Annotated in this window: 19 protein-coding genes; 1 reads left to right on the forward strand and 18 read right to left on the reverse strand. The window is 68.8% G+C overall.

Features of this window, described 5'->3' with window-relative positions:
* The 12 genes from BMW54_RS06260 to BMW54_RS06310 form a co-directional block, all read right to left on the reverse strand.
* Complete coding sequence (locus BMW54_RS06260) at positions 1 to 1026, reverse strand: N(4)-(beta-N-acetylglucosaminyl)-L-asparaginase (protein ID WP_090053857.1); 1026 nt, start codon at positions 1024 to 1026, stop codon at positions 1 to 3.
* The gene (locus BMW54_RS18765; protein ID WP_175472788.1) at positions 926 to 1240 is read right to left on the reverse strand and encodes a hypothetical protein; all 315 of its coding nucleotides are present in this window, start codon (positions 1238 to 1240) and stop codon (positions 926 to 928) included. The genes BMW54_RS06260 and BMW54_RS18765 overlap by 101 nt, the downstream gene beginning before the upstream one ends.
* Entirely contained in the window at positions 1230 to 1754 is a 525-nt protein-coding gene (locus tag BMW54_RS06265) for a pilus assembly FimT family protein (protein WP_090053858.1), read from the reverse strand. Before BMW54_RS06265 ends, BMW54_RS18765 begins: the two co-directional genes overlap by 11 nt.
* Positions 1751 to 2164 (reverse strand): prepilin-type N-terminal cleavage/methylation domain-containing protein, encoded by a 414-nt coding sequence (locus tag BMW54_RS06270; RefSeq protein WP_090053860.1) that lies wholly within the window; start codon positions 2162 to 2164, stop codon positions 1751 to 1753. The genes BMW54_RS06265 and BMW54_RS06270 overlap by 4 nt, the downstream gene beginning before the upstream one ends.
* A gap of 184 nt (positions 2165 to 2348) precedes the next feature.
* Positions 2349 to 2555: a cold-shock protein gene (locus tag BMW54_RS06275; protein WP_090053863.1), complete on the reverse strand. Its 207-nt coding sequence runs from the start codon at positions 2553 to 2555 to the stop codon at positions 2349 to 2351.
* 137 nt (positions 2556 to 2692) lie between these two features.
* Complete coding sequence (locus BMW54_RS06280) at positions 2693 to 3439, reverse strand: S-methyl-5'-thioinosine phosphorylase (RefSeq protein WP_090053864.1); 747 nt, start codon at positions 3437 to 3439, stop codon at positions 2693 to 2695.
* 5 nt (positions 3440 to 3444) lie between these two features.
* Complete coding sequence (locus BMW54_RS06285; RefSeq protein WP_090053866.1) at positions 3445 to 3990, reverse strand: hypoxanthine-guanine phosphoribosyltransferase; 546 nt, start codon at positions 3988 to 3990, stop codon at positions 3445 to 3447.
* A gap of 7 nt (positions 3991 to 3997) precedes the next feature.
* On the reverse strand, positions 3998 to 4999 hold the full coding sequence (nagZ, locus tag BMW54_RS06290; RefSeq protein WP_090053868.1) for a beta-N-acetylhexosaminidase: 1002 nt from the start codon (positions 4997 to 4999) through the stop codon (positions 3998 to 4000).
* Positions 4993 to 5517 (reverse strand): CYTH domain-containing protein, encoded by a 525-nt coding sequence (locus BMW54_RS06295; protein WP_090053869.1) that lies wholly within the window; start codon positions 5515 to 5517, stop codon positions 4993 to 4995. The genes nagZ and BMW54_RS06295 overlap by 7 nt, the downstream gene beginning before the upstream one ends.
* A gap of 16 nt (positions 5518 to 5533) precedes the next feature.
* Positions 5534 to 6835: a 23S rRNA (uracil(1939)-C(5))-methyltransferase RlmD gene (rlmD, locus tag BMW54_RS06300; protein WP_090053871.1), complete on the reverse strand. Its 1302-nt coding sequence runs from the start codon at positions 6833 to 6835 to the stop codon at positions 5534 to 5536.
* A gap of 93 nt (positions 6836 to 6928) precedes the next feature.
* A complete protein-coding gene (locus tag BMW54_RS06305; protein WP_090053872.1) occupies positions 6929 to 7534 on the reverse strand; it encodes a YdbL family probable chaperone protein in 606 nt (201 codons plus the stop codon).
* A gap of 32 nt (positions 7535 to 7566) precedes the next feature.
* On the reverse strand, positions 7567 to 9594 hold the full coding sequence (locus BMW54_RS06310) for a hypothetical protein (protein ID WP_090053874.1): 2028 nt from the start codon (positions 9592 to 9594) through the stop codon (positions 7567 to 7569).
* Positions 9595 to 9639: 45 nt separating this feature from the next.
* Here BMW54_RS06310 and BMW54_RS06315 point away from each other — a divergent pair, with 45 nt between their 5' ends.
* Entirely contained in the window at positions 9640 to 10371 is a 732-nt protein-coding gene (locus tag BMW54_RS06315; protein ID WP_175472789.1) for a response regulator, read from the forward strand.
* 526 nt (positions 10372 to 10897) lie between these two features.
* On the opposite strand, the gene recO is transcribed toward BMW54_RS06315, so the two are convergent.
* The 6 genes from recO to lepA form a co-directional block, all read right to left on the reverse strand.
* Positions 10898 to 11590 (reverse strand): DNA repair protein RecO, encoded by a 693-nt coding sequence (gene recO / locus BMW54_RS06320; RefSeq protein WP_090053878.1) that lies wholly within the window; start codon positions 11588 to 11590, stop codon positions 10898 to 10900.
* A 21-nt stretch (positions 11591 to 11611) separates the two neighbouring features.
* On the reverse strand, positions 11612 to 12544 hold the full coding sequence (gene era / locus BMW54_RS06325; protein WP_090053880.1) for a GTPase Era: 933 nt from the start codon (positions 12542 to 12544) through the stop codon (positions 11612 to 11614).
* A complete protein-coding gene (gene rnc / locus BMW54_RS06330; RefSeq protein WP_090053882.1) occupies positions 12541 to 13194 on the reverse strand; it encodes a ribonuclease III in 654 nt (217 codons plus the stop codon). The genes era and rnc overlap by 4 nt, the downstream gene beginning before the upstream one ends.
* A gap of 9 nt (positions 13195 to 13203) precedes the next feature.
* Positions 13204 to 13578, reverse strand: coding sequence for a DUF4845 domain-containing protein (locus BMW54_RS06335; protein WP_090053883.1), 375 nt, complete (start codon positions 13576 to 13578; stop codon positions 13204 to 13206).
* Positions 13579 to 13714: 136 nt separating this feature from the next.
* A complete protein-coding gene (lepB, locus tag BMW54_RS06340; protein WP_090053885.1) occupies positions 13715 to 14617 on the reverse strand; it encodes a signal peptidase I in 903 nt (300 codons plus the stop codon).
* Between the two features lie 99 nt (positions 14618 to 14716).
* Complete coding sequence (gene lepA, locus BMW54_RS06345) at positions 14717 to 16507, reverse strand: translation elongation factor 4 (protein WP_090053887.1); 1791 nt, start codon at positions 16505 to 16507, stop codon at positions 14717 to 14719.
* Between the last annotated feature and the right edge of the window lie 44 nt (positions 16508 to 16551).

Here is a 16551-nt window from a genome sequence, read left to right on the forward strand (position 1 = left end):
TCAGTAGGTGCTCTTACCGGGGATGAGCGTGTCCTGCCGGGTCGCATCGCACACCGCGTACGAGAATCCCTTCTGGATCGCCCACGCGCCGACATTGCCCTTCTTGTCCATGGCGAGGAAGCCGACCTGGAGGTCTTTCGCCTCCGGCTTGCGGCGCAAGATGCGCTCCACCGCTTCGCGGCAGGCGTCTTCCGGCGAACGGCCCTGACGCATCAGCTCCACGACCAGGAAGCTGCCGACGTTGCGGATCACTTCCTCGCCCACGCCCGTCGACGTCGCGCCGCCGACCTCGTTGTCGACGTAGAGGCCCGCGCCGATGATCGGACTGTCGCCGACGCGGCCGTGGAGCTTCCATGCCATGCCGCTGGTCGTGCAGGCGCCGGACAGGTTGCCCTTCGCGTCGATGGCGATCATGCCGATGGTGTCGTGATTGCTCGCGTCGCCGGGCGTGCCGCCGGGGCCCGCGTTGTACGTCTTCACTTCGCTGTTGGCGACCGGCTTGTACTTCGCCGTCTTCAGCCACTCGTGCCAGGCCTTCTCCGAATCCGGCGTCAGCAGTTCCTCGCGCGGGAACCCCTGCTCGAGCGCGAACTGCAGGGCGCCGTCGCCCGCCAGCAGCACGTGCGGTGTGCGTTCCATCACGCGGCGCGCCACCGAGATCGGATGGGCGATGTGCTCCATCGCCGCGACGGCCCCGCAATTGCCGTGCTCGTCCATGATGCTGGCGTCGAGGGTGACCTTGCCGTCGCGGTCGGGATAGCCGCCCTTGCCCACGCTGTGGTTGCGCAGGTCGGCCTCGGGAACGCGCACGCCCTGCTCCACCGCGTCGAGCGAACGGCCACCCGTCGAGAGTACCTTCCACGCCGCCTGGTTGGCGGCGACGCCGAAGTCCCACGTCGAACACACGCGCGGAAGCATGCCGCCGCTAGCCGTCGCAACCGGCGCCGCGCCCCTGGCGATGCCCTGCGCGGTCAGCGCCATGCCGGAGGCGATCGTCGCCCCCTGGAGGAAACGTCTGCGATCCATGGGTACCCTCAATCGACGACGCGCCTGTCGCGTCGTTCCCGATGGTCGCATGCCCGTCGCCCGGACGGCCAGCCGCGCAGCGCTCGGCGCGAACGAACGCGTGGGCGGCGAGCAGGCGTGCCCGCGCCGATTCGGCCAGCGCCGCGGCGACGATCGAGAGCATGGCGAGGATCGCCAGCACGACGACGAGGATGGCGCCGCGCTCAGCGCGCACGCGGTCGCCACACGGTGCGTTCGAAACGACGGCCATCGATCGTCCACAGCGCGACGCCGATCGCCAGTGCGTCGTCGCCGTGTCCTTCCGCGAGCGGCACGCGCCGGATCGATCCGTTCGGGCCGGGCACGTCGGCCCGGAAGGCGACGCGCGCGATGCCGTCGAGGTAGGTCTCGCAGGTAAGCTCGCAACGCATCAGCCCGCGCTCCGTGAACCAGGCGACCTGCCTGCCGTCCACCGTCAGCACGAGGGCCGCGGGCCCCTCGTGGCCCTCGTGCCCGGCGCAGGCGATCGAACCCACGCAACCGCGCCACGTGTCCGACGACCGGAGGTCCCGGGCGATCGCTGCGAGCGCCAGCCATGCCGCGTCGTCCGCGCGCGCCGTCGCGAGCCTGCGCGCCGCCGCGACGCCGGCCAACGACAGGGACGTCATGGCGATGGCCGAGACGACCGTGGCGACGGCAAGCCCGACGAGCAGTTCGACCAGCGTGGTGCCCCGTGCGGCGGGCGTCATGGAACGACGGGCCAGGCGAGCAATTCGTCGCGCTGCCACGCGATGCGAATCGTGCATGCCGAACGGTCGCACGACACATCGCCCGACGCGGCGGGCCCGAGGTGGTCGCGCAGCGCGGCGCGGAAGGCGGCGATGTCGGTGGCCGCGAGCTGCGCGCCGTCGCATCCGGTGCGGCAGTCGATGGTTGGCTTCGCGAGACGCGCATACTCGCCGGCCCATGCCGCCGCGCTGTTGACGCGCATGCGCCCCTCGAGTCCCGCGGCGATCGACGCGGCGGCGACGAGCCGGGACGCTCGCGCATGCGTCGCCAGCGCGTGCGCCATCCAGGTCGCGTTGGCCGCCGCGCCGATCGCGAAGACGGCGAGCGCGACGAGGGCTTCGATGAGGGACGAGCCGGCGGTGCGATGCATGCGTGCGAGCGTGCGGGGCCGCGGGCGGCGGCGAAGCCGGTCGTGGCCTCGTGCACCGATGGAAACCTGCCATGCCGATGCGTCGTCGCGAGCACCCTTCGCCCGCAAGCGGGCTCCCACGACAGCCAGCCAAAAAAAACCCCGCCGTCACCGGCGGGGTCTTTTTTCGGCGATGCGCCGGCGATTAAGCGGCGACTTCGACGCCCGACGCCTGGGCACCCTTCGGGCCCTGGGTCACTTCGAACTTCACGCGCTGGCCTTCCTGGAGACTACGGAACCCCTTCGAATTGATCGCAGAAAAGTGGACGAACACGTCCTCCCCACCGTCCTCGGGCGCGATGAAACCGAAACCCTTGGCATCGTTGAACCACTTGACCGTACCGAAACGCATTGCGGAAACCTCTGGACATGGACTGGAAGCGCTCCCGGATGGCGAGGCGTTCCCCATGGATCCCCTTGGCCTGCCCCCGCGGCGCGACGGAAGTATCAACATGTTTCAGACCAAAGCGCAACTGCGACTCTTTCCGATTACCCCTGCGCGAGCAGGCGGCCCAGGATCGGCGGCACGTTGGCGGTGGCCGCCGCCAGGTGCGCGAAGATCTCCTCGATGCTGATTTCCTCGTCGTCGCCGGCGCCCGCGGCGAAGTTGGCCACCAGCGCCAGGCAGGCGAATTCCAGATCCAGTTCCCTCGCCAGCGCCGCCTCCGGCATGCCCGTCATGCCGACCAGGTCGCAGCCGTCGCGCTTCATCCGCGCGATCTCGGCACGGGTTTCCAGGCGCGGCCCCTGGGTCACGCCGTGGACGCCGCCGTCGATCACCGCGAGCCCCTCGGCGCGGGCTGCCGCGACGATCGCCGCGCGCAGGCTCGCCGTATACGGCTCGCTGAAATCGATGTGGCGGACTTCGGCACCCTCGACGTCGTTGAAGCTGGTGTAGCGGCCGTGGGTGTAGTCGATGATCTGGTCGGGCACCACGAGGGTGCGCGGCCCCATGTCGTCGCGAATGCCGCCGACGGCGTTGATCGCGACGACCCGGCGCGCGCCGAGCTCATGCAGGGCCCAGAGATTGGCGCGGTAGTTCACGCGGTGCGGGGGCACGGTGTGGCTCTCGCCGTGCCTCGCGAGGAACGCGAGCCGCTTGCCACGGAAGGTTCCCGTGACGACATCGCCGGAGGCCGGCCCGAACGGCGTGTCCACCGCGTGCCGCTCGGGGTTCTCCAGACCGTCGAACGCGTAGAGGCCACTGCCGCCGATGACGGCGAGATCGATGCTCATCGGAGTCAGTCCTTCAGCGCGTAGATGGCGGGCAGGTTGCGCGCCTGCTCGTGGTAATCCATGCCGTAGCCGAACACGTAGCGGTCCGGCAGGTCGACGCCGCTGAAGTCGGCCTCGATGCCTTCGGCCCGGCGGCTATGGAGCTTGGTGCAGAGCACGGCGAGCAGCACCCGCGCCGCGCCCATGTCGAGGCAGGCGTCGCGGACGGCTTTCAGCGTATGGCCTTCGTCGAGGATGTCGTCGACGAGCACCACCGTACGTCCGTTCAGCGGCACCTCCGGACGGCGCAACCAGTGCAGTTCGCTGCCGCTGGTCTGCCCGCGGTAGCGCGTGGCGTGCACGTAGTCGAACTCGAGGTCCGTTCCGATCCGCAGCGCGAGCTGACCGGCGAAGATCAGGGCACCGTGCATGACGGTGAGGAACACGGGACGCTCGCCCGCGAGAGCGGCGTCGATCTCCTGCCCCATGCGGGCGATTTCGACGTCGAGCTGCTCACGGGTGAACAGGATGTCGGCGTTCTGAAGCGCGGTATCGAGCGAAGCGGCGGTCATGGGCGGATCAGGACTCCAGGGCGGTCACGCGCGCGATGAAGCGGTCGCGTTGGGGATTGTCGACGAGGCCTTCCCAGGTCGAGCCGATCGCACCGCGCAGGGGCGCGATGCGCTCGACCGGCGACGGTCGGCGGTCCTTCACCGCCTCGATCGCTTCGGGCACCACGTCGGGGAAACAGGCCAGCACGAGGTCGCAGCCGGCGTCGAGGTTCGCCGCGGCGCGTGCCGCGACACCGCCGACGCTGCCGGCGGCGGCCATGCTGATGTCGTCGCCGAACACGCAGCCGCGGAAGCCGAGTTCGCCGCGCAGGATCTCCTCGATCCAGACGTGGGAGTAACCGGCCGGCTGGTCGTCGACCGCGGTGTACGTGACGTGCGCCGCCATGACGGCTTCGGCACGTGCCTCGATGCCCGCGACGAACGGCTTGAGGTCGCCACCGAGGATGTCGGCCTTGCTGCGGGTGTCGATCGCGGCGGCCTCGTGGGTGTCCTCGCGAACGAACCCGTGGCCGGGGAAATGCTTGAGCACGGCGGCCATGCCGCCGAGGTGCATGCCGCGCACGTAGGCCTGCACGAGTTCGGCGGCGACGTCGGGATCGGCGTGGAACGCCCGATTGCCGATCGCGCGGTTCCCGTGCCCGACGTCGGCCACGGGAGCGAAGCTGAAATCGACGCCGATGGCACGCATCTCGCTCGCCATGATCCAGGCGTGTTCCTCGGCGCGGTTCACCGCCTCGACCGGATCGGTGTCGTACAGCGCGCCGATCGCGGCCAGCGGCGGAAGCCGGGTGAATCCTTCGCGGAACCGCTGGACGCGGCCGCCTTCCTGGTCGACGCAGACGAGGAAGTCCTCGCCGGCGACGTCGCGGATGGCCTCGATGAGCGCGGTCACCTGCTCGCGCGATGCGAAATTGCGCGAGAAGAGGACCGCCCCGACGACGCCGGGCGCGAGCAGCTGGCCGTGCTCGTGCGGCGCGAGTTCGGTGCCGGCAAGACCGATGATCAGCATGCGGTGTCTCCCTTCCCTTCCCGTTCGGCGATCGACCACGCCGCGAACGGCCGGTCGATCAGGTTGACGTTGTAGTAGCGGGCCTGCTCGCTCACTTCCGCGCCCAGCCACGCCGGCCGCGGAAAACGCGCGTCGACCGACGGCAGTTCCACCTCGGCCACGACGAGCCCGGCGTTCTCGCCCAGGAACTCGTCGATCTCGAAGTGCGCCCCTTCGATCATGACGTGATGGCGGACCTTCTCCACGACGCCGTCGCACAGTTCGCGCAGCAGCTGCTCCGCGTCGTCCGGCGGCACCGGGTACTCGAATTCGTGGCGCTCGATGCCCAGCGTGGCGGACTTGATGTTGAGCCAGGCATGACCGTCGGCGAGACGCACGCGCACCGACGCTTTCGCCATGCCGCCCGCGATGGCGGCCGCGCCGACGAGGTAACCCTGCGCCATGCGTTCGCTCCGCTCCACGAGGGCGCGCCAGCCGTCGCCGGCGAGGAGGAACTTGCGCTCGATTTCGACGCCCATGCGTGCTCCGTCTCTATCAGCCGCGCTCGAACAGCGCGATCGACTCCACGTGCGCGGTGTGAGGGAACATGTCCATCACGCCCGCGGACACGAGCCTGAAGCCGTGCTTCTGCACGAGGATACCCGCATCGCGGGCCAGCGAACCCGGGTGGCACGACACGTAGACGATCCGGTCGGTGCCCTTGCGCGGGAGATATTCCAGCACCTTGTCCGCGCCGGCGCGCGGCGGGTCGAGGAGGATCTTGTCCCACGCCTGCTTCGCCCAGGGCTCGTCACGCTGGTCCTCGAACAGGTTGGCGACGCGAAAGGACGCGTTCGCCAGTCCGTTGCGCGCGGCGTTGGCGGCCGCCCGCTCCACCAGGCCATGCTCGCCCTCCACACCGACGACCTCGGCGACGTGACGCGCGATGGGCAGCGTGAAGTTGCCGAGGCCGCAGAAGAGGTCGAGCACGCGATCGCCCGGACGCAGGTCGAGCAGCTCGAGCGTGCGCGCCAGCATCCGCTGGTTCATCCCCGCGTTGACCTGGACGAAATCCAGCGGCTGGAATTCCAGCTCGACGTCGTCGGCCGGCACCGCGAACGCGAGGCGAGGCGCGTCGGGCCAGATCGGATGCACGGTGCTGTGGTTGCCCGGCTGCAGGAATATCGCGAAGCCGTGCGCCTTGCCGAAGGCGACGAGCGCGTCGCGGTCGCGGTCCGAAAGCGGCGCGAGGTGACGGAACACCAGCGCGACGGTGTCGTCACCGGCGGCGAATTCGATCTGCGGAATGTCGCGCGCCGCGTCGAGCCCACCGATCAGCGTGGCGAGCAGGCCGACCTTGGGTCCAAGTGCGGGATGGATCACCTCGCAGGTCTCGATGTCGGCCACGAAACGCGGATTGGATTCCTCGCGGAATCCCACCAGCACGCGCTCCTTCTTGGCGACGTAGCGCACGGAGAAGCGACCCTTGCGACGGTAGGCCCACGGCTGGTCGACCAGCGGAGGCAGCCACGCCTCCGGCGTGACCTTGCCCAGGCGCTCGAAATTCTCGGCGAGCACGTGCTGCTTGGCCGCGATCTGCGCCGCGGGCGCCATGTGCTGCAACGAGCAGCCGCTGCACTGGCCGAAGTGACGGCAACGCGGCACGACGCGGTCGGGCGAGGGTTCGACGATCTCGACGACTTCGGCGTCGTCGTAGTTGCGGTGCCGCTTGCGATATTTCAGCAGCACGCGTTCGCCCGGCAGCGCGCCGGAAACGAACGTGGCCTTGTTGTCGATACGGGCGACGCCCCGGCCGTCATGGCTGAGGTCGGTGATGGTGGCTTCGAATTCGGTCATGCGCTCAAAAACGTGAAAGCCCGGACCGCCGATGGCCCGGGCTGGCTGGGAGGACGCGCCACACGGTGGCGCGAGCGTTCCTGGCGAAGGCGCCTATTTGCGTTTCCAGGCGCCGGAGGCGTCACGATAATACCAGCCCGGCGGAGCCTTCTGGATCCAGCCGTCCGCGAAGGTCTTGCGGATCTGCGGCTCCCATTCCGGGTGGCCGTTGGCGCTCGCGATCTCGCGGTAGAGGGCGGCACGGTCCGCGTTCTCCTGCGCGACCAGGGCATTGGCCTGCGAACGCTGGTCGAGCGGCAGCGCGCCCGCGTCGCGCACGGCCACGTCGCCGTTCGCGGTGAAGCCGACGGCGCCACTGTCGAACAGGCCCTTGAGCTGACCGGCGAAGCGCCCTTTCATGCGTTCCCGGATGGCATCGGTCGCGGGCGTGCGAATCTGGATGTCCGGCGAATCGGCCGCATGGGCGGCCGGGACGACGAGGTCGAGGATCGACGCCGAGGGCTGCTTGCCGGCCGGCGGCTTCGCTGGCGCCGGTTCCTTCGGGGCGGGCTTCGTCGCGCCGCTCTCGTCGAGCACCGTGCCGATGAACTGGTCCGCCGCCTTCTGGGCCGCGGCCTCGGGAAAATAGACATTGATCGTGACGCAGCCGACGAGCGCGACGAGCGCCGTCAGCAGCATGAAAATAAGCGGTTTACGCATGATTCCTTGCTCCGTTTCGAGATCGGGTCGACCTATCGTACGACGGGTCCGTCACCCTGGGTCGCGGCCTGCAGCCGGCGGACGAGCGTCGGCCAATCCACGTCGCGCTGGTGGCCGACGACCGTCAGACGCGGCAATCCGCTGCCTTCGACGATAGTGTAGCCATCCTTCGCGGGACCCAGCCCGCCCATGCTGCAGATGTCTCCCTTGAGGGTGCAGGACAGGCCGATGCGCTTGTAGCCAAAGGTCTTGAAGAGCTTCATCACCGCGCCCTGCAGCCCGCCGGCGATGCCGCCGCCGCCCACGGAGGTAAGGTTGTTCACGGCTTTCTGGCTGATGCGTCCGCCTTCGTCCGCCACGAAATTCGCCCTGAACGCCGCGGGCGTCCAGCCGACGAGGCGCAGGTCGTCCACGCTGCCGCGCAACCTGCCCGTGATGCTGCCGAAGTCGAACACCGACGTGAGCAGCCCGAGGTCGAGCTGGCGCAGCGCGATGTCGCCGGTGAGTACCGGTGCATCGCCGAAGGGACGCGAGAGCGTCATGCCGGTCACGTCGACGAAGCCGTCGAAGGCATTGATCGACAGACCGCCGCCCAGCTCCACGCGGTCGTCCACGTAGCGCAGCGATGGCACGGCACCGCCGAGCTTGCCCTGGAACTCGGGCCAGCCCAGCGCGCGGCAGAACGCGGCCATGTCGATCTGTGTCAGCGCCAGCGAAGTCTCCAGGCGTTCGCCCGTCGCGGCGGCGGGCCGCAACGAGAGACCCAGCACGCGAAGCTGCCCGTCGAGCACCGGGATCGCCAGCGACTTCTCCAGACGAAGCACGCCGCCCGTGCTGCGCCATGTCGCCTCGGCCGCGCCGTTGGGGATGCGGTAGACCCGCAACGCGCGCCAGCCGAGGCGGGTCTGCGGCCGGTCGTCGACGGCGCTCCAGTCGAGCGCGCCATGGATACCGTCGACGCCCAGCCGCCCCTCCGAGAGCGCGAGGTCCAGGCCCTGCGTCTGCATGGCGAATGCCTTGATCGCGCCACCGTCCATCGCGAGGTGGCCCGCCACCTCGCCGGTCAGGCGCAGGTCGCCCAGCCCCGCGTCCCGCAGGATCCCCTTCCCGTAGCGCGTGGACGCCGCCGGGAAGCGGGCGTTGAAGCGGTCGAGCTTGAGGGTGGAGAGGTCGCCATTGGCGGCGAAGGCCATCTCGCCTTCGAGCTGCAGCGCATCGGGATCGGTAAGGCGCAGGCGCCGGATCGCCAGCGCCCCTTTCTGCGAGCGCGCGGCGAGTGAGAGCTGGACGGCATGCGCCGGGAGATCGGCGTACAGGGCACCGAGCAGGACATCGCCACCGCGCAGGGTCGCGTCGAGGTCGATCGAGCTCCCATCCGCGCGGCTGTCGAAGCCGAGGCGGCCCGAGCCGGAAATGGACTGTCCCGCCATCTTTCCGCCCGGCGTGTCGAACCCGACGCCGTCGAGCGCGAACTGCCCGGCGGCCTGCACGCCCCCATCCAGCAGGTCGAGCGCGAGGTCGGCGTCGACGCGGCCCGTCGTGGTCTTGCCCGACCAGACGGTGGACAGCAGGCCCTGCAGCCACCCGGCCGGCAGGCCCTTGAGCGTGATCTGGGCATGCGACGGCTGATCGATCGGCATGGCGACCTCGGCCAGCGCCTTGTCCTGCGTGATCGAGATGGCCAGGGTGTTCGCCGCGTCGTCGGCCACCATGTGCAGCCGGGCGTCGCCGAGGGCGCCGCCCGGCGCCCCGCGAAGACGCACCGAACCGTCGAACACCCAGCGGCCGAGCTCGTCGCGGTCCAGCGTGCCGTCCATCGCGAGTCCCGTCTTGCGCCAGCCCAGGGCGGGGAGGTCGGCGCGATCCGCCGCCAGCTTCAGGGTCAGGCCCTGGCCGTCGGCCACGGGGTCGATGTCCGCATGCATGCCGCGCAGTTCCATGCCCGGCACGGTCAGCGCGTCCGCCCCGACCGAAAGCCCCGCCCACGCGCCGCCGCTCCACGCCAGAACGGCCAGGGCGACGAGGATCAGGGGGATCGTGCGGGTTGATACGGAAAGCATGCTCGGCCATTCTGCCAAATCCAGATGAACGACACGGAACGTTACATGCCCGAGGAAGCCCTTTCCGTCATCGATCCCGTCGTACGGGCGCGCATCCTCGTCGCCGACGACGATGCGTCGACACGACAATTCTTAAGCGCGGCGCTGCGGACGCAGGGTTACCTCGCCTCCGTGGCGCAGGACGGCGCCGAGGCCTGCGCGCTCGCGCGGTCGGAGCGTTTCGACGCGCTGCTGCTGGACTGCCGCATGCCGGGCGGGGGCGCGGTCGAGGTGCTCGCCGCGCTGCGTGGCGACCCCTCGGCGGCGTCGCGCGACGCGGTCGCCCTTGCCACCAGCGCGGAGATGCCCGCGACGCTGCGCGTGGCGCTCGCCGACGCGGGCTTCGTCGGCGTGGTGGAGAAGCCGTGCCGCATCGCCTCGCTGCTGGAGACGCTCGCGGCGACCCTTGGCGTCGATCGGGACCTCCGCGTGCTCGACGACGACGCCAGCCTCAAGGCCACCGGCGACGCGGGGACGATGGCCGCCCTGCGCGGCCTGCTGCGCGGCGAACTGGTCGAGCTGCTCGCGACGCTCGACCAGCGCGCGTACGTGCCCACCGGCCTCGTCGAAGAGCTCCACCGGTTGCGCTCCGCCTGCGGCTTCTGCGGCGCCACCCGGCTCGGCATGCAGGCGAAGGCCTTGCAGGCGCACATCGAGAACGGCCACGGCATCGCGCCGGATGCGCTCGGTCGTTTCCGGATGGAAGTCGAGGCGACCCTCGCGGCGTTGACGCCGTAGAAAGCCGCCCGTGGGAGCGGACTTCTCGCGAAAGGCGGCAGGCCCTGTGGCTCACGGCCCCAACGGCGTCGCGGCGAGCGCCGCTCCCACAGGCATCGGTGCCGTGTGGGAGCGGACCTGGCCGCGACGACTTCTCGCGAAAGGCAGCAGGCCCTGTGGCCCGCGGCCCCAACGGCGTCGCGGCGAGCGCCGCTTCCACAGGCATCGGTGACGTGTGGGAGCGGACCAGGCCGCGACGGCTTCTCGCGAAAGGCAGCAGGCCCTGTGGCTCACGGCCCCAACGGCGTCGCGGCGAGCGCCGCTCCCACAGGCATCGGTGCCGTGTGGGAGCGGACCTGGCCGCGACGGCTTCTCGCGAAAGGCAGCAGGCCCTGTGGCCCGCGGCCCCAACGGCGTCGCGGCGAGCGCCGCTCCCACAGATGCCATCCGCGGCCCGTGGGAGCGGACCCGGCCGCGACGGCTTCTCGCGAAAACGCAGCAGGCTCTGTGGGCTCACGGCCCCAGCGGCGCCGCGGCAAGGGCCGCCTCAGCGCAACACGCGCCAGGCGCGTAGTTCGCCGCCGCCGAGATGGAACGCGATCACCTGGCGCATCATCCGCCGCAGCGATGCGAGGCCGGCCGTATCCGGCGCTTCGTCGGCGGCGAGTGCCAGCAGGTCGGCTCCGCGGATCGCGTGCGGGTCGCCCATGCGTCCGGGCATGACGCCGGATTCGGGATCGTAGAAATACGCAGCTGCCGGATCGACCGCTTCGCCGGACGACGCGTCGACGTCGAGCTGCAACGCGTAACCCAGCGAATCGAGCATGTCGCGCTCGAACCGGCGCAGCGTCCATGCCAGAGGCTCGCTGGCAGCCATCCGGCGCAGCGTTCGCTCGTAAAGGGCGAAGAGTTCGGGGTTCGGATCCTGGCGACCGGTCAGACGCACGACCAGCTCGTTGAGGTAGAGGCCGGCCAGCCCGGCGTCGCCGATGAGTCGCATGACCGCGCCCGACGGCTCCGCGCCGCGCAGCGTCGCCAGTTCGCCCTTCGTGATCAGGTCCATCGCCAGACGCTGGAACGGTTCGAGCTGGGCCCGCTGCAGGCGCGCGCGTTCGTTGCGCACGCCACGCGCGACCACGCCGATCCGGCCGAGATCCGGCGTGAGGCATTCGACGAGCAGCGACGTCTCCCGGTACGGCCGGGCGTGCAGGACGAACGCGGGCTGCTGTTCGACGCGCATCGGCAACGGCGCCCGGAGGGCTTACTCGTAGCCGAAGCGCTTGAGCAGGTTCTCGTCGTCGGCCCAGCCTTCGCGCACCTTCACCCAGAGCTTGAGGAACACCTTGCGTTCGAACAGGTGCTCCATCTGCTTGCGGGCGGACGTGCCGATGGCCTTGAGCTGCGCGCCGCCGTCGCCGATGACGATGGCTTTCTGGCCGTCGCGCTCCACCCAGATCACGGCATGGACCTCGGCGATGCCGTCGGGGCGATCCTCGAAGCGCTCGATCTCGACGGTGGTGGCGTACGGAAGCTCCTGGTCGAGACGCAGCATCAGCTGCTCGCGCACCATCTCCGCCGCGAGGAAGCGCTCGCTGCGATCGGTGATCTCGTCCTCGCCGTAGATCGCCGGCTGCTCCGGCAGGCGCTTCAGGATGCCCTTCTCGAGCCCCGCCAGCCCCTTCGACTTCAGCGCGCTGACGTAATAGACGTCGTCGAACGGATGCTTCTGCATCAGGTCCGCGACGAACGGCAGCATGGCCGCCTTGTCCTTCTGCAGGTCGACCTTGTTGATCGCGAGCAGCTTCGGCATGTCCTTCTGCTCGGACAGGGCCGCGTACATCGCCATGTCCTCGTCCGTCCAGCGGCCGGCTTCGATTACCTGGACCGCGAGGTCCACTTCGGTGATCGCCGCCCGCGCGGCGCGGTTGAGGCTGCGGTTCATCGCGCGCTTGCCGCCGCGGTGCAGGCCCGGCGTGTCGACGTAGAGGATCTGGCCCTCGGGCTTGCTCGAGATGCCGAGGATACGGTGGCGGGTGGTCTGCGGGCGATGGCTGACGATGCTCAGTCGCACGCCGATGAGGGCGTTGAGCAGCGTCGACTTGCCGACGTTCGGGCGGCCGGTCAGCGCCACGTAACCGCAGCGGAAATCGTCGTCGACCAAGGTGTCGTTTTCGGGGGTATCGATGTCGTTCATGTCTTTTCTTCCAGCAGACGGCGAAGCACCGCTTCGGCTGCGTCCTGCTCGGCTGAGCGCCGGCTGCCCCCGCGTCCTTCGACGCGGATCGGCTCCGGCTCCTCGATGGCGCAGCTCACGTCGAAGATCTTCTCGTGATCTTCGCCGTAGCTGTCGATGAGTTCGTAAACGGGCAAGGGCATGCCCCTGCCCTGCAACCATTCCTGCAGGCGCGTCTTGGCGTCCTTGCTGGAACGCTTGATTTCTGCCACGCGGGGCGTGAACAACCTGCGCACGACCTGGCGGCAGGCGTCGTAGCCGTCGTCCAGGTAGACCGCGGCCACCAGGGCCTCGAAGGCGTCGGCGAGGATGGAATCGCGACGGAAACCGCCGCTCTTCAGTTCGCCCGGCCCGAGCTTCAGCTGGTCGCCGAGTTCGAGCTCCCGGGCGATCACCGCGAGCGCCTGCCCGTTCACGAGCTGCGCGCGGAGCCGGGAGAGTTCGCCTTCGCTCGCCTTCGGGTGCGCCTCGAAGAGCAGCTCCGCGACCGTGGCGCCCAGCAGGGCATCGCCGAGGAACTCCAGGCGCTCGTTGTTCGGCTTGCCGGCGCTGCGATGAGTCAGCGCCAGCTGGGCCAGGTCCGGGTTACGGAAGGAATGAGGAAACGGCACGATGTCTCGTTACATGGGCGCATTCCTCAACTGCACCGCGTTGGAGAAGTGCAGGAGGAAGTCGATGTTGTAGAGGAAGGGGATCTTCTTGTCGTAGGCGATCTTCAGCGTGGCGCCGTTGCCGGCGCGGTCCAGCGTGATGTCCTTGGGCTGGATCGTCGCATCGTCCACGTACTGGAAGCCCATCTTGAAGATGAGATCGCGACGGATGCTGTCGAGGTCCTGCGCGCTGCCGCTCGTCGCGACCTGCGACATGGCCTTCTTCACGCCGAAGTACTCGATGTAGGACGGCACGAGCTTCATGGCCATGAAGGCGAAGAAGCCGAGCACGAGCAGCACGATGACGAAGCCGATGAGGGTGATGCCCGATTGCCTGGATTTCATGATCGTGTCCCGCCGCCGTGGCGGCCCCCTGTGCAAGACGTGGAATGCGTACGGGGCGCCCTGTGCGCCCCGCAGCGGAGATTACCTTGTCCGGCGCCATCCGCAACGCCCATGGCGTCACGGACGCACCACGACATCAATGGATGACCCGACCCATCTTCGAGAAATCGAGCCAGCCGTTGCCCGGGCCGCGCCAGGCGAGCCAGACGAAGAACGCCTTGCCGACCAGGTTCTGCTCCGGCATGCAGCCCCACCAGCGGCTGTCCGTGCTGTTCATGCGGTTGTCGCCCATCACGATGTAGCAGCCCTTCGGCACTTCCGAGGGGACCATCGCGTTGGGGATGTCCAGCGGCATGTTGTAGGCCGGGGTGAGCGCGATCGTGTGGTTGATGCTCCCCAGGTGTTCCGTGTAGAGCTTCGAGCCGAAGGTCATCAGCAGACGGTCCTCGGGACGGCTCATGCTGCCCTTGAACGGGCCGATCTCGTCCGCCGTGACGCGCTCGCCGTTGATGTACAGCTCGCTGCCCCGGGTCTCGATGCGATCACCGGGAAGGCCAATGACGCGCTTGATCCAGTTCTCGCTGGGCACGGGCGCGTTCGGATCCTGGCAGGTCAGGTCGCCGCTGCGGACCGTTTTGCCGTTTTCGTCCTTGCACAGGTAGCCCGGAAAGCGGAACACGACCACGTCGCCGCGGCGCGGTTCGCCGTTGGCGAGCAGCTTGTTGTTGAAGGCCGGCATGCGCAGGCCATAGGCGAACTTGTTGACCAGGATGAAATCGCCGACGTCGAGCGTGGGCATCATCGAGCCCGAAGGGATCCGGAACGGCTCCGCGACGAACGAGCGCAGGATGAGCACGACGAGGATCACCGGGAACAGCGAACGGGCCCAGTCGACCGGCCACGGCTCGGGCTGCTCGGTGCCGGCCGCTTCCGACCGGGCGCGGCGCGCCTTCGCGAGGAACAGGCGATCGAACAGCCAGACGACGCCGAAGAGGACCGTCAGGCCGAGAAGGATCGCCGAGAAATCAAATGCCGCCATACCAACTCCATCAGTAGTGAGGGGCCCTTACGGCCCATTCCGGCGCATCCGGCGCCGGGAATCCATGGGTGAAACGTCATGCCACGACCGTGGCCGGGTTTACTTGTCGACCTTGAGCACGGCGAGGAAGGCTTCCTGCGGGATTTCCACGCTGCCGACCTGCTTCATGCGCTTCTTGCCTTCCTTCTGCTTCTCCAGCAGCTTCTTCTTGCGCGAGACGTCGCCGCCGTAGCACTTGGCCAGCACGTTCTTGCGCAGCGCCTTCACGGTCGAGCGCGCGATGATGGCGGCGCCGATGGCGGCCTGGATCGCCACGTCGAACTGCTGGCGCGGGATGAGGTCCTTCATCCGCTCCACCAGCTCCCGGCCGCGCCGTTCGGCATGCGAACGGTGCACGATCAGGCTCAGGGCGTCGACCCGATCGCCGTTGATCAGGACGTCCACGCGGACGAACGGACCGGCGTCGAAGCGGTCGAGGTGGTAGTCCATGGAGGCGTAGCCACGCGACACCGACTTCAGGCGATCGAAGAAGTCGAGCACGACCTCCGCCAGCGGCAGCTCGTAGGTCACCTGCACCTGCGTGGCGAGGTACTGGATCGACCGCTGCACGCCGCGCTTTTCCTCGCACAGCTTGATCACGTTGCCGACGTAGTCCGACGGCGTGAGGATGTTCGCCACGATGACCGGCTCGCGGATCTCCGCGATCTGCTGCGGCGGAGGCAGCTTGGCCGGGTTGTCCATCTGGATGACCGTGCCATCCGTCTTCACGACCTCGTACACGACGGTCGGGGCGGTGGTGATGAGGTCGAGGTCGTACTCGCGCTCGAGGCGCTCCTGCACGATCTCCATGTGCAGCATGCCGAGGAAGCCGCAACGGAAGCCGAAGCCCATCGCTTCGGAGCTCTCCGGCTCGAAGAACATGGCCGCGTCGTTCAGGCGCAGCTTGTCGAGGGCCTCGCGCAGCGCCGGGTAATCGTCGGCCGAAACCGGGAACAGACCCGCGAAGACTCGCGGCTGCATCGTCTGGAAGCCCGGCAGCGGCTCCTCCGCCGGCTTGCCGGCGTGGGTCAGGGTGTCGCCGACCGGAGCGCCGTGGACGTCCTTGATGGACGCGTTGATCCAGCCCACCTCGCCCGCCGAAAGCTTGTCGAGCTTCTTGCGCTTGGGCGTGAACACGCCGACGTCGTCCACCAGGTGCGTGCGGCCCGTCGACATCACCAGGATCTTGTCGCCCGGACGGATCTCGCCCTGCATGACGCGCACGAGCGACACCACGCCGAGGTAGTTGTCGAACCACGAATCGATGATCAGCGCCTGCAGCTTGTCGGTGTCGCGCGGTTTGGGCGGCGGAATGCGATGGATGATGGCTTCCAGCACCTCGACCACGTTCTGGCCGGTCTTGGCGCTGACGGGGATCGCATCGCTCGCGTCCAGACCGATCACGGCCTCGATCTCGGCCTTGGCCTTGTCGATGTCGGCGGTGGGCAGGTCGATCTTGTTCAGCACGGGGATGACTTCGAGACCCTGCTCGATCGCCGTGTAGCAGTTGGCGACCGACTGCGCCTCGACGCCCTGCGCCGCGTCGACCACGAGCAGCGCGCCTTCGCACGCGGAGAGCGAGCGGCTGACCTCGTACGAGAAGTCGACGTGTCCCGGCGTGTCGATGAAGTTCAGCTGGTAGGTCTTCCCGTCGCGCGCCTTGTACGGCAGCGACACGGACTGGGCCTTGATCGTGATGCCGCGCTCGCGCTCGATCGGGTTGTTGTCGAGGACCTGCGCTTCCATTTCGCGCTCGGACAAGCCGCCGCAAAGCTGGATGATGCGGTCGGCCAGGGTCGACTTGCCGTGGTCGATATGGGCAATGATGGAGAAGTTGCGGATGAGTTCCATGGAGCGCCGTGGTCACGTTCACCATCGCTCGCGGCGCGAACGAC

This window comes from Luteibacter sp. 329MFSha (genome assembly GCF_900111665.1).
Taxonomy (GTDB): domain Bacteria; phylum Pseudomonadota; class Gammaproteobacteria; order Xanthomonadales; family Rhodanobacteraceae; genus Luteibacter.

Excerpts from the sequence above, each read along its gene's own strand:
- BMW54_RS06260 (WP_090053857.1), bottom strand. The coding sequence starts at position 1,026 with ATGGATCGCAGACGTTTCCTCCAGGGGGCGACGATCGCCTCCGGCATG.
- BMW54_RS06265 (WP_090053858.1), bottom strand. The coding sequence starts at position 1,754 with ATGACGCCCGCCGCACGGGGCACCACGCTGGTCGAACTGCTCGTCGGG.
- BMW54_RS06270 (WP_090053860.1), bottom strand. The coding sequence starts at position 2,164 with ATGCATCGCACCGCCGGCTCGTCCCTCATCGAAGCCCTCGTCGCGCTC.
- BMW54_RS06275 (WP_090053863.1), bottom strand. The coding sequence starts at position 2,555 with ATGCGTTTCGGTACGGTCAAGTGGTTCAACGATGCCAAGGGTTTCGGT.
- BMW54_RS06280 (WP_090053864.1), bottom strand. The coding sequence starts at position 3,439 with ATGAGCATCGATCTCGCCGTCATCGGCGGCAGTGGCCTCTACGCGTTC.
- BMW54_RS06285 (WP_090053866.1), bottom strand. The coding sequence starts at position 3,990 with ATGACCGCCGCTTCGCTCGATACCGCGCTTCAGAACGCCGACATCCTG.
- nagZ (WP_090053868.1), bottom strand. The coding sequence starts at position 4,999 with ATGCTGATCATCGGTCTTGCCGGCACCGAACTCGCGCCGCACGAGCAC.
- BMW54_RS06295 (WP_090053869.1), bottom strand. The coding sequence starts at position 5,517 with ATGGGCGTCGAAATCGAGCGCAAGTTCCTCCTCGCCGGCGACGGCTGG.
- rlmD (WP_090053871.1), bottom strand. The coding sequence starts at position 6,835 with ATGACCGAATTCGAAGCCACCATCACCGACCTCAGCCATGACGGCCGG.
- BMW54_RS06305 (WP_090053872.1), bottom strand. The coding sequence starts at position 7,534 with ATGCGTAAACCGCTTATTTTCATGCTGCTGACGGCGCTCGTCGCGCTC.
- BMW54_RS06310 (WP_090053874.1), bottom strand. The coding sequence starts at position 9,594 with ATGCTTTCCGTATCAACCCGCACGATCCCCCTGATCCTCGTCGCCCTG.
- BMW54_RS06315 (WP_175472789.1), top strand. The coding sequence starts at position 9,640 with ATGCCCGAGGAAGCCCTTTCCGTCATCGATCCCGTCGTACGGGCGCGC.
- recO (WP_090053878.1), bottom strand. The coding sequence starts at position 11,590 with ATGCGCGTCGAACAGCAGCCCGCGTTCGTCCTGCACGCCCGGCCGTAC.
- era (WP_090053880.1), bottom strand. The coding sequence starts at position 12,544 with ATGAACGACATCGATACCCCCGAAAACGACACCTTGGTCGACGACGAT.
- BMW54_RS06335 (WP_090053883.1), bottom strand. The coding sequence starts at position 13,578 with ATGAAATCCAGGCAATCGGGCATCACCCTCATCGGCTTCGTCATCGTG.
- lepB (WP_090053885.1), bottom strand. The coding sequence starts at position 14,617 with ATGGCGGCATTTGATTTCTCGGCGATCCTTCTCGGCCTGACGGTCCTC.
- lepA (WP_090053887.1), bottom strand. The coding sequence starts at position 16,507 with ATGGAACTCATCCGCAACTTCTCCATCATTGCCCATATCGACCACGGC.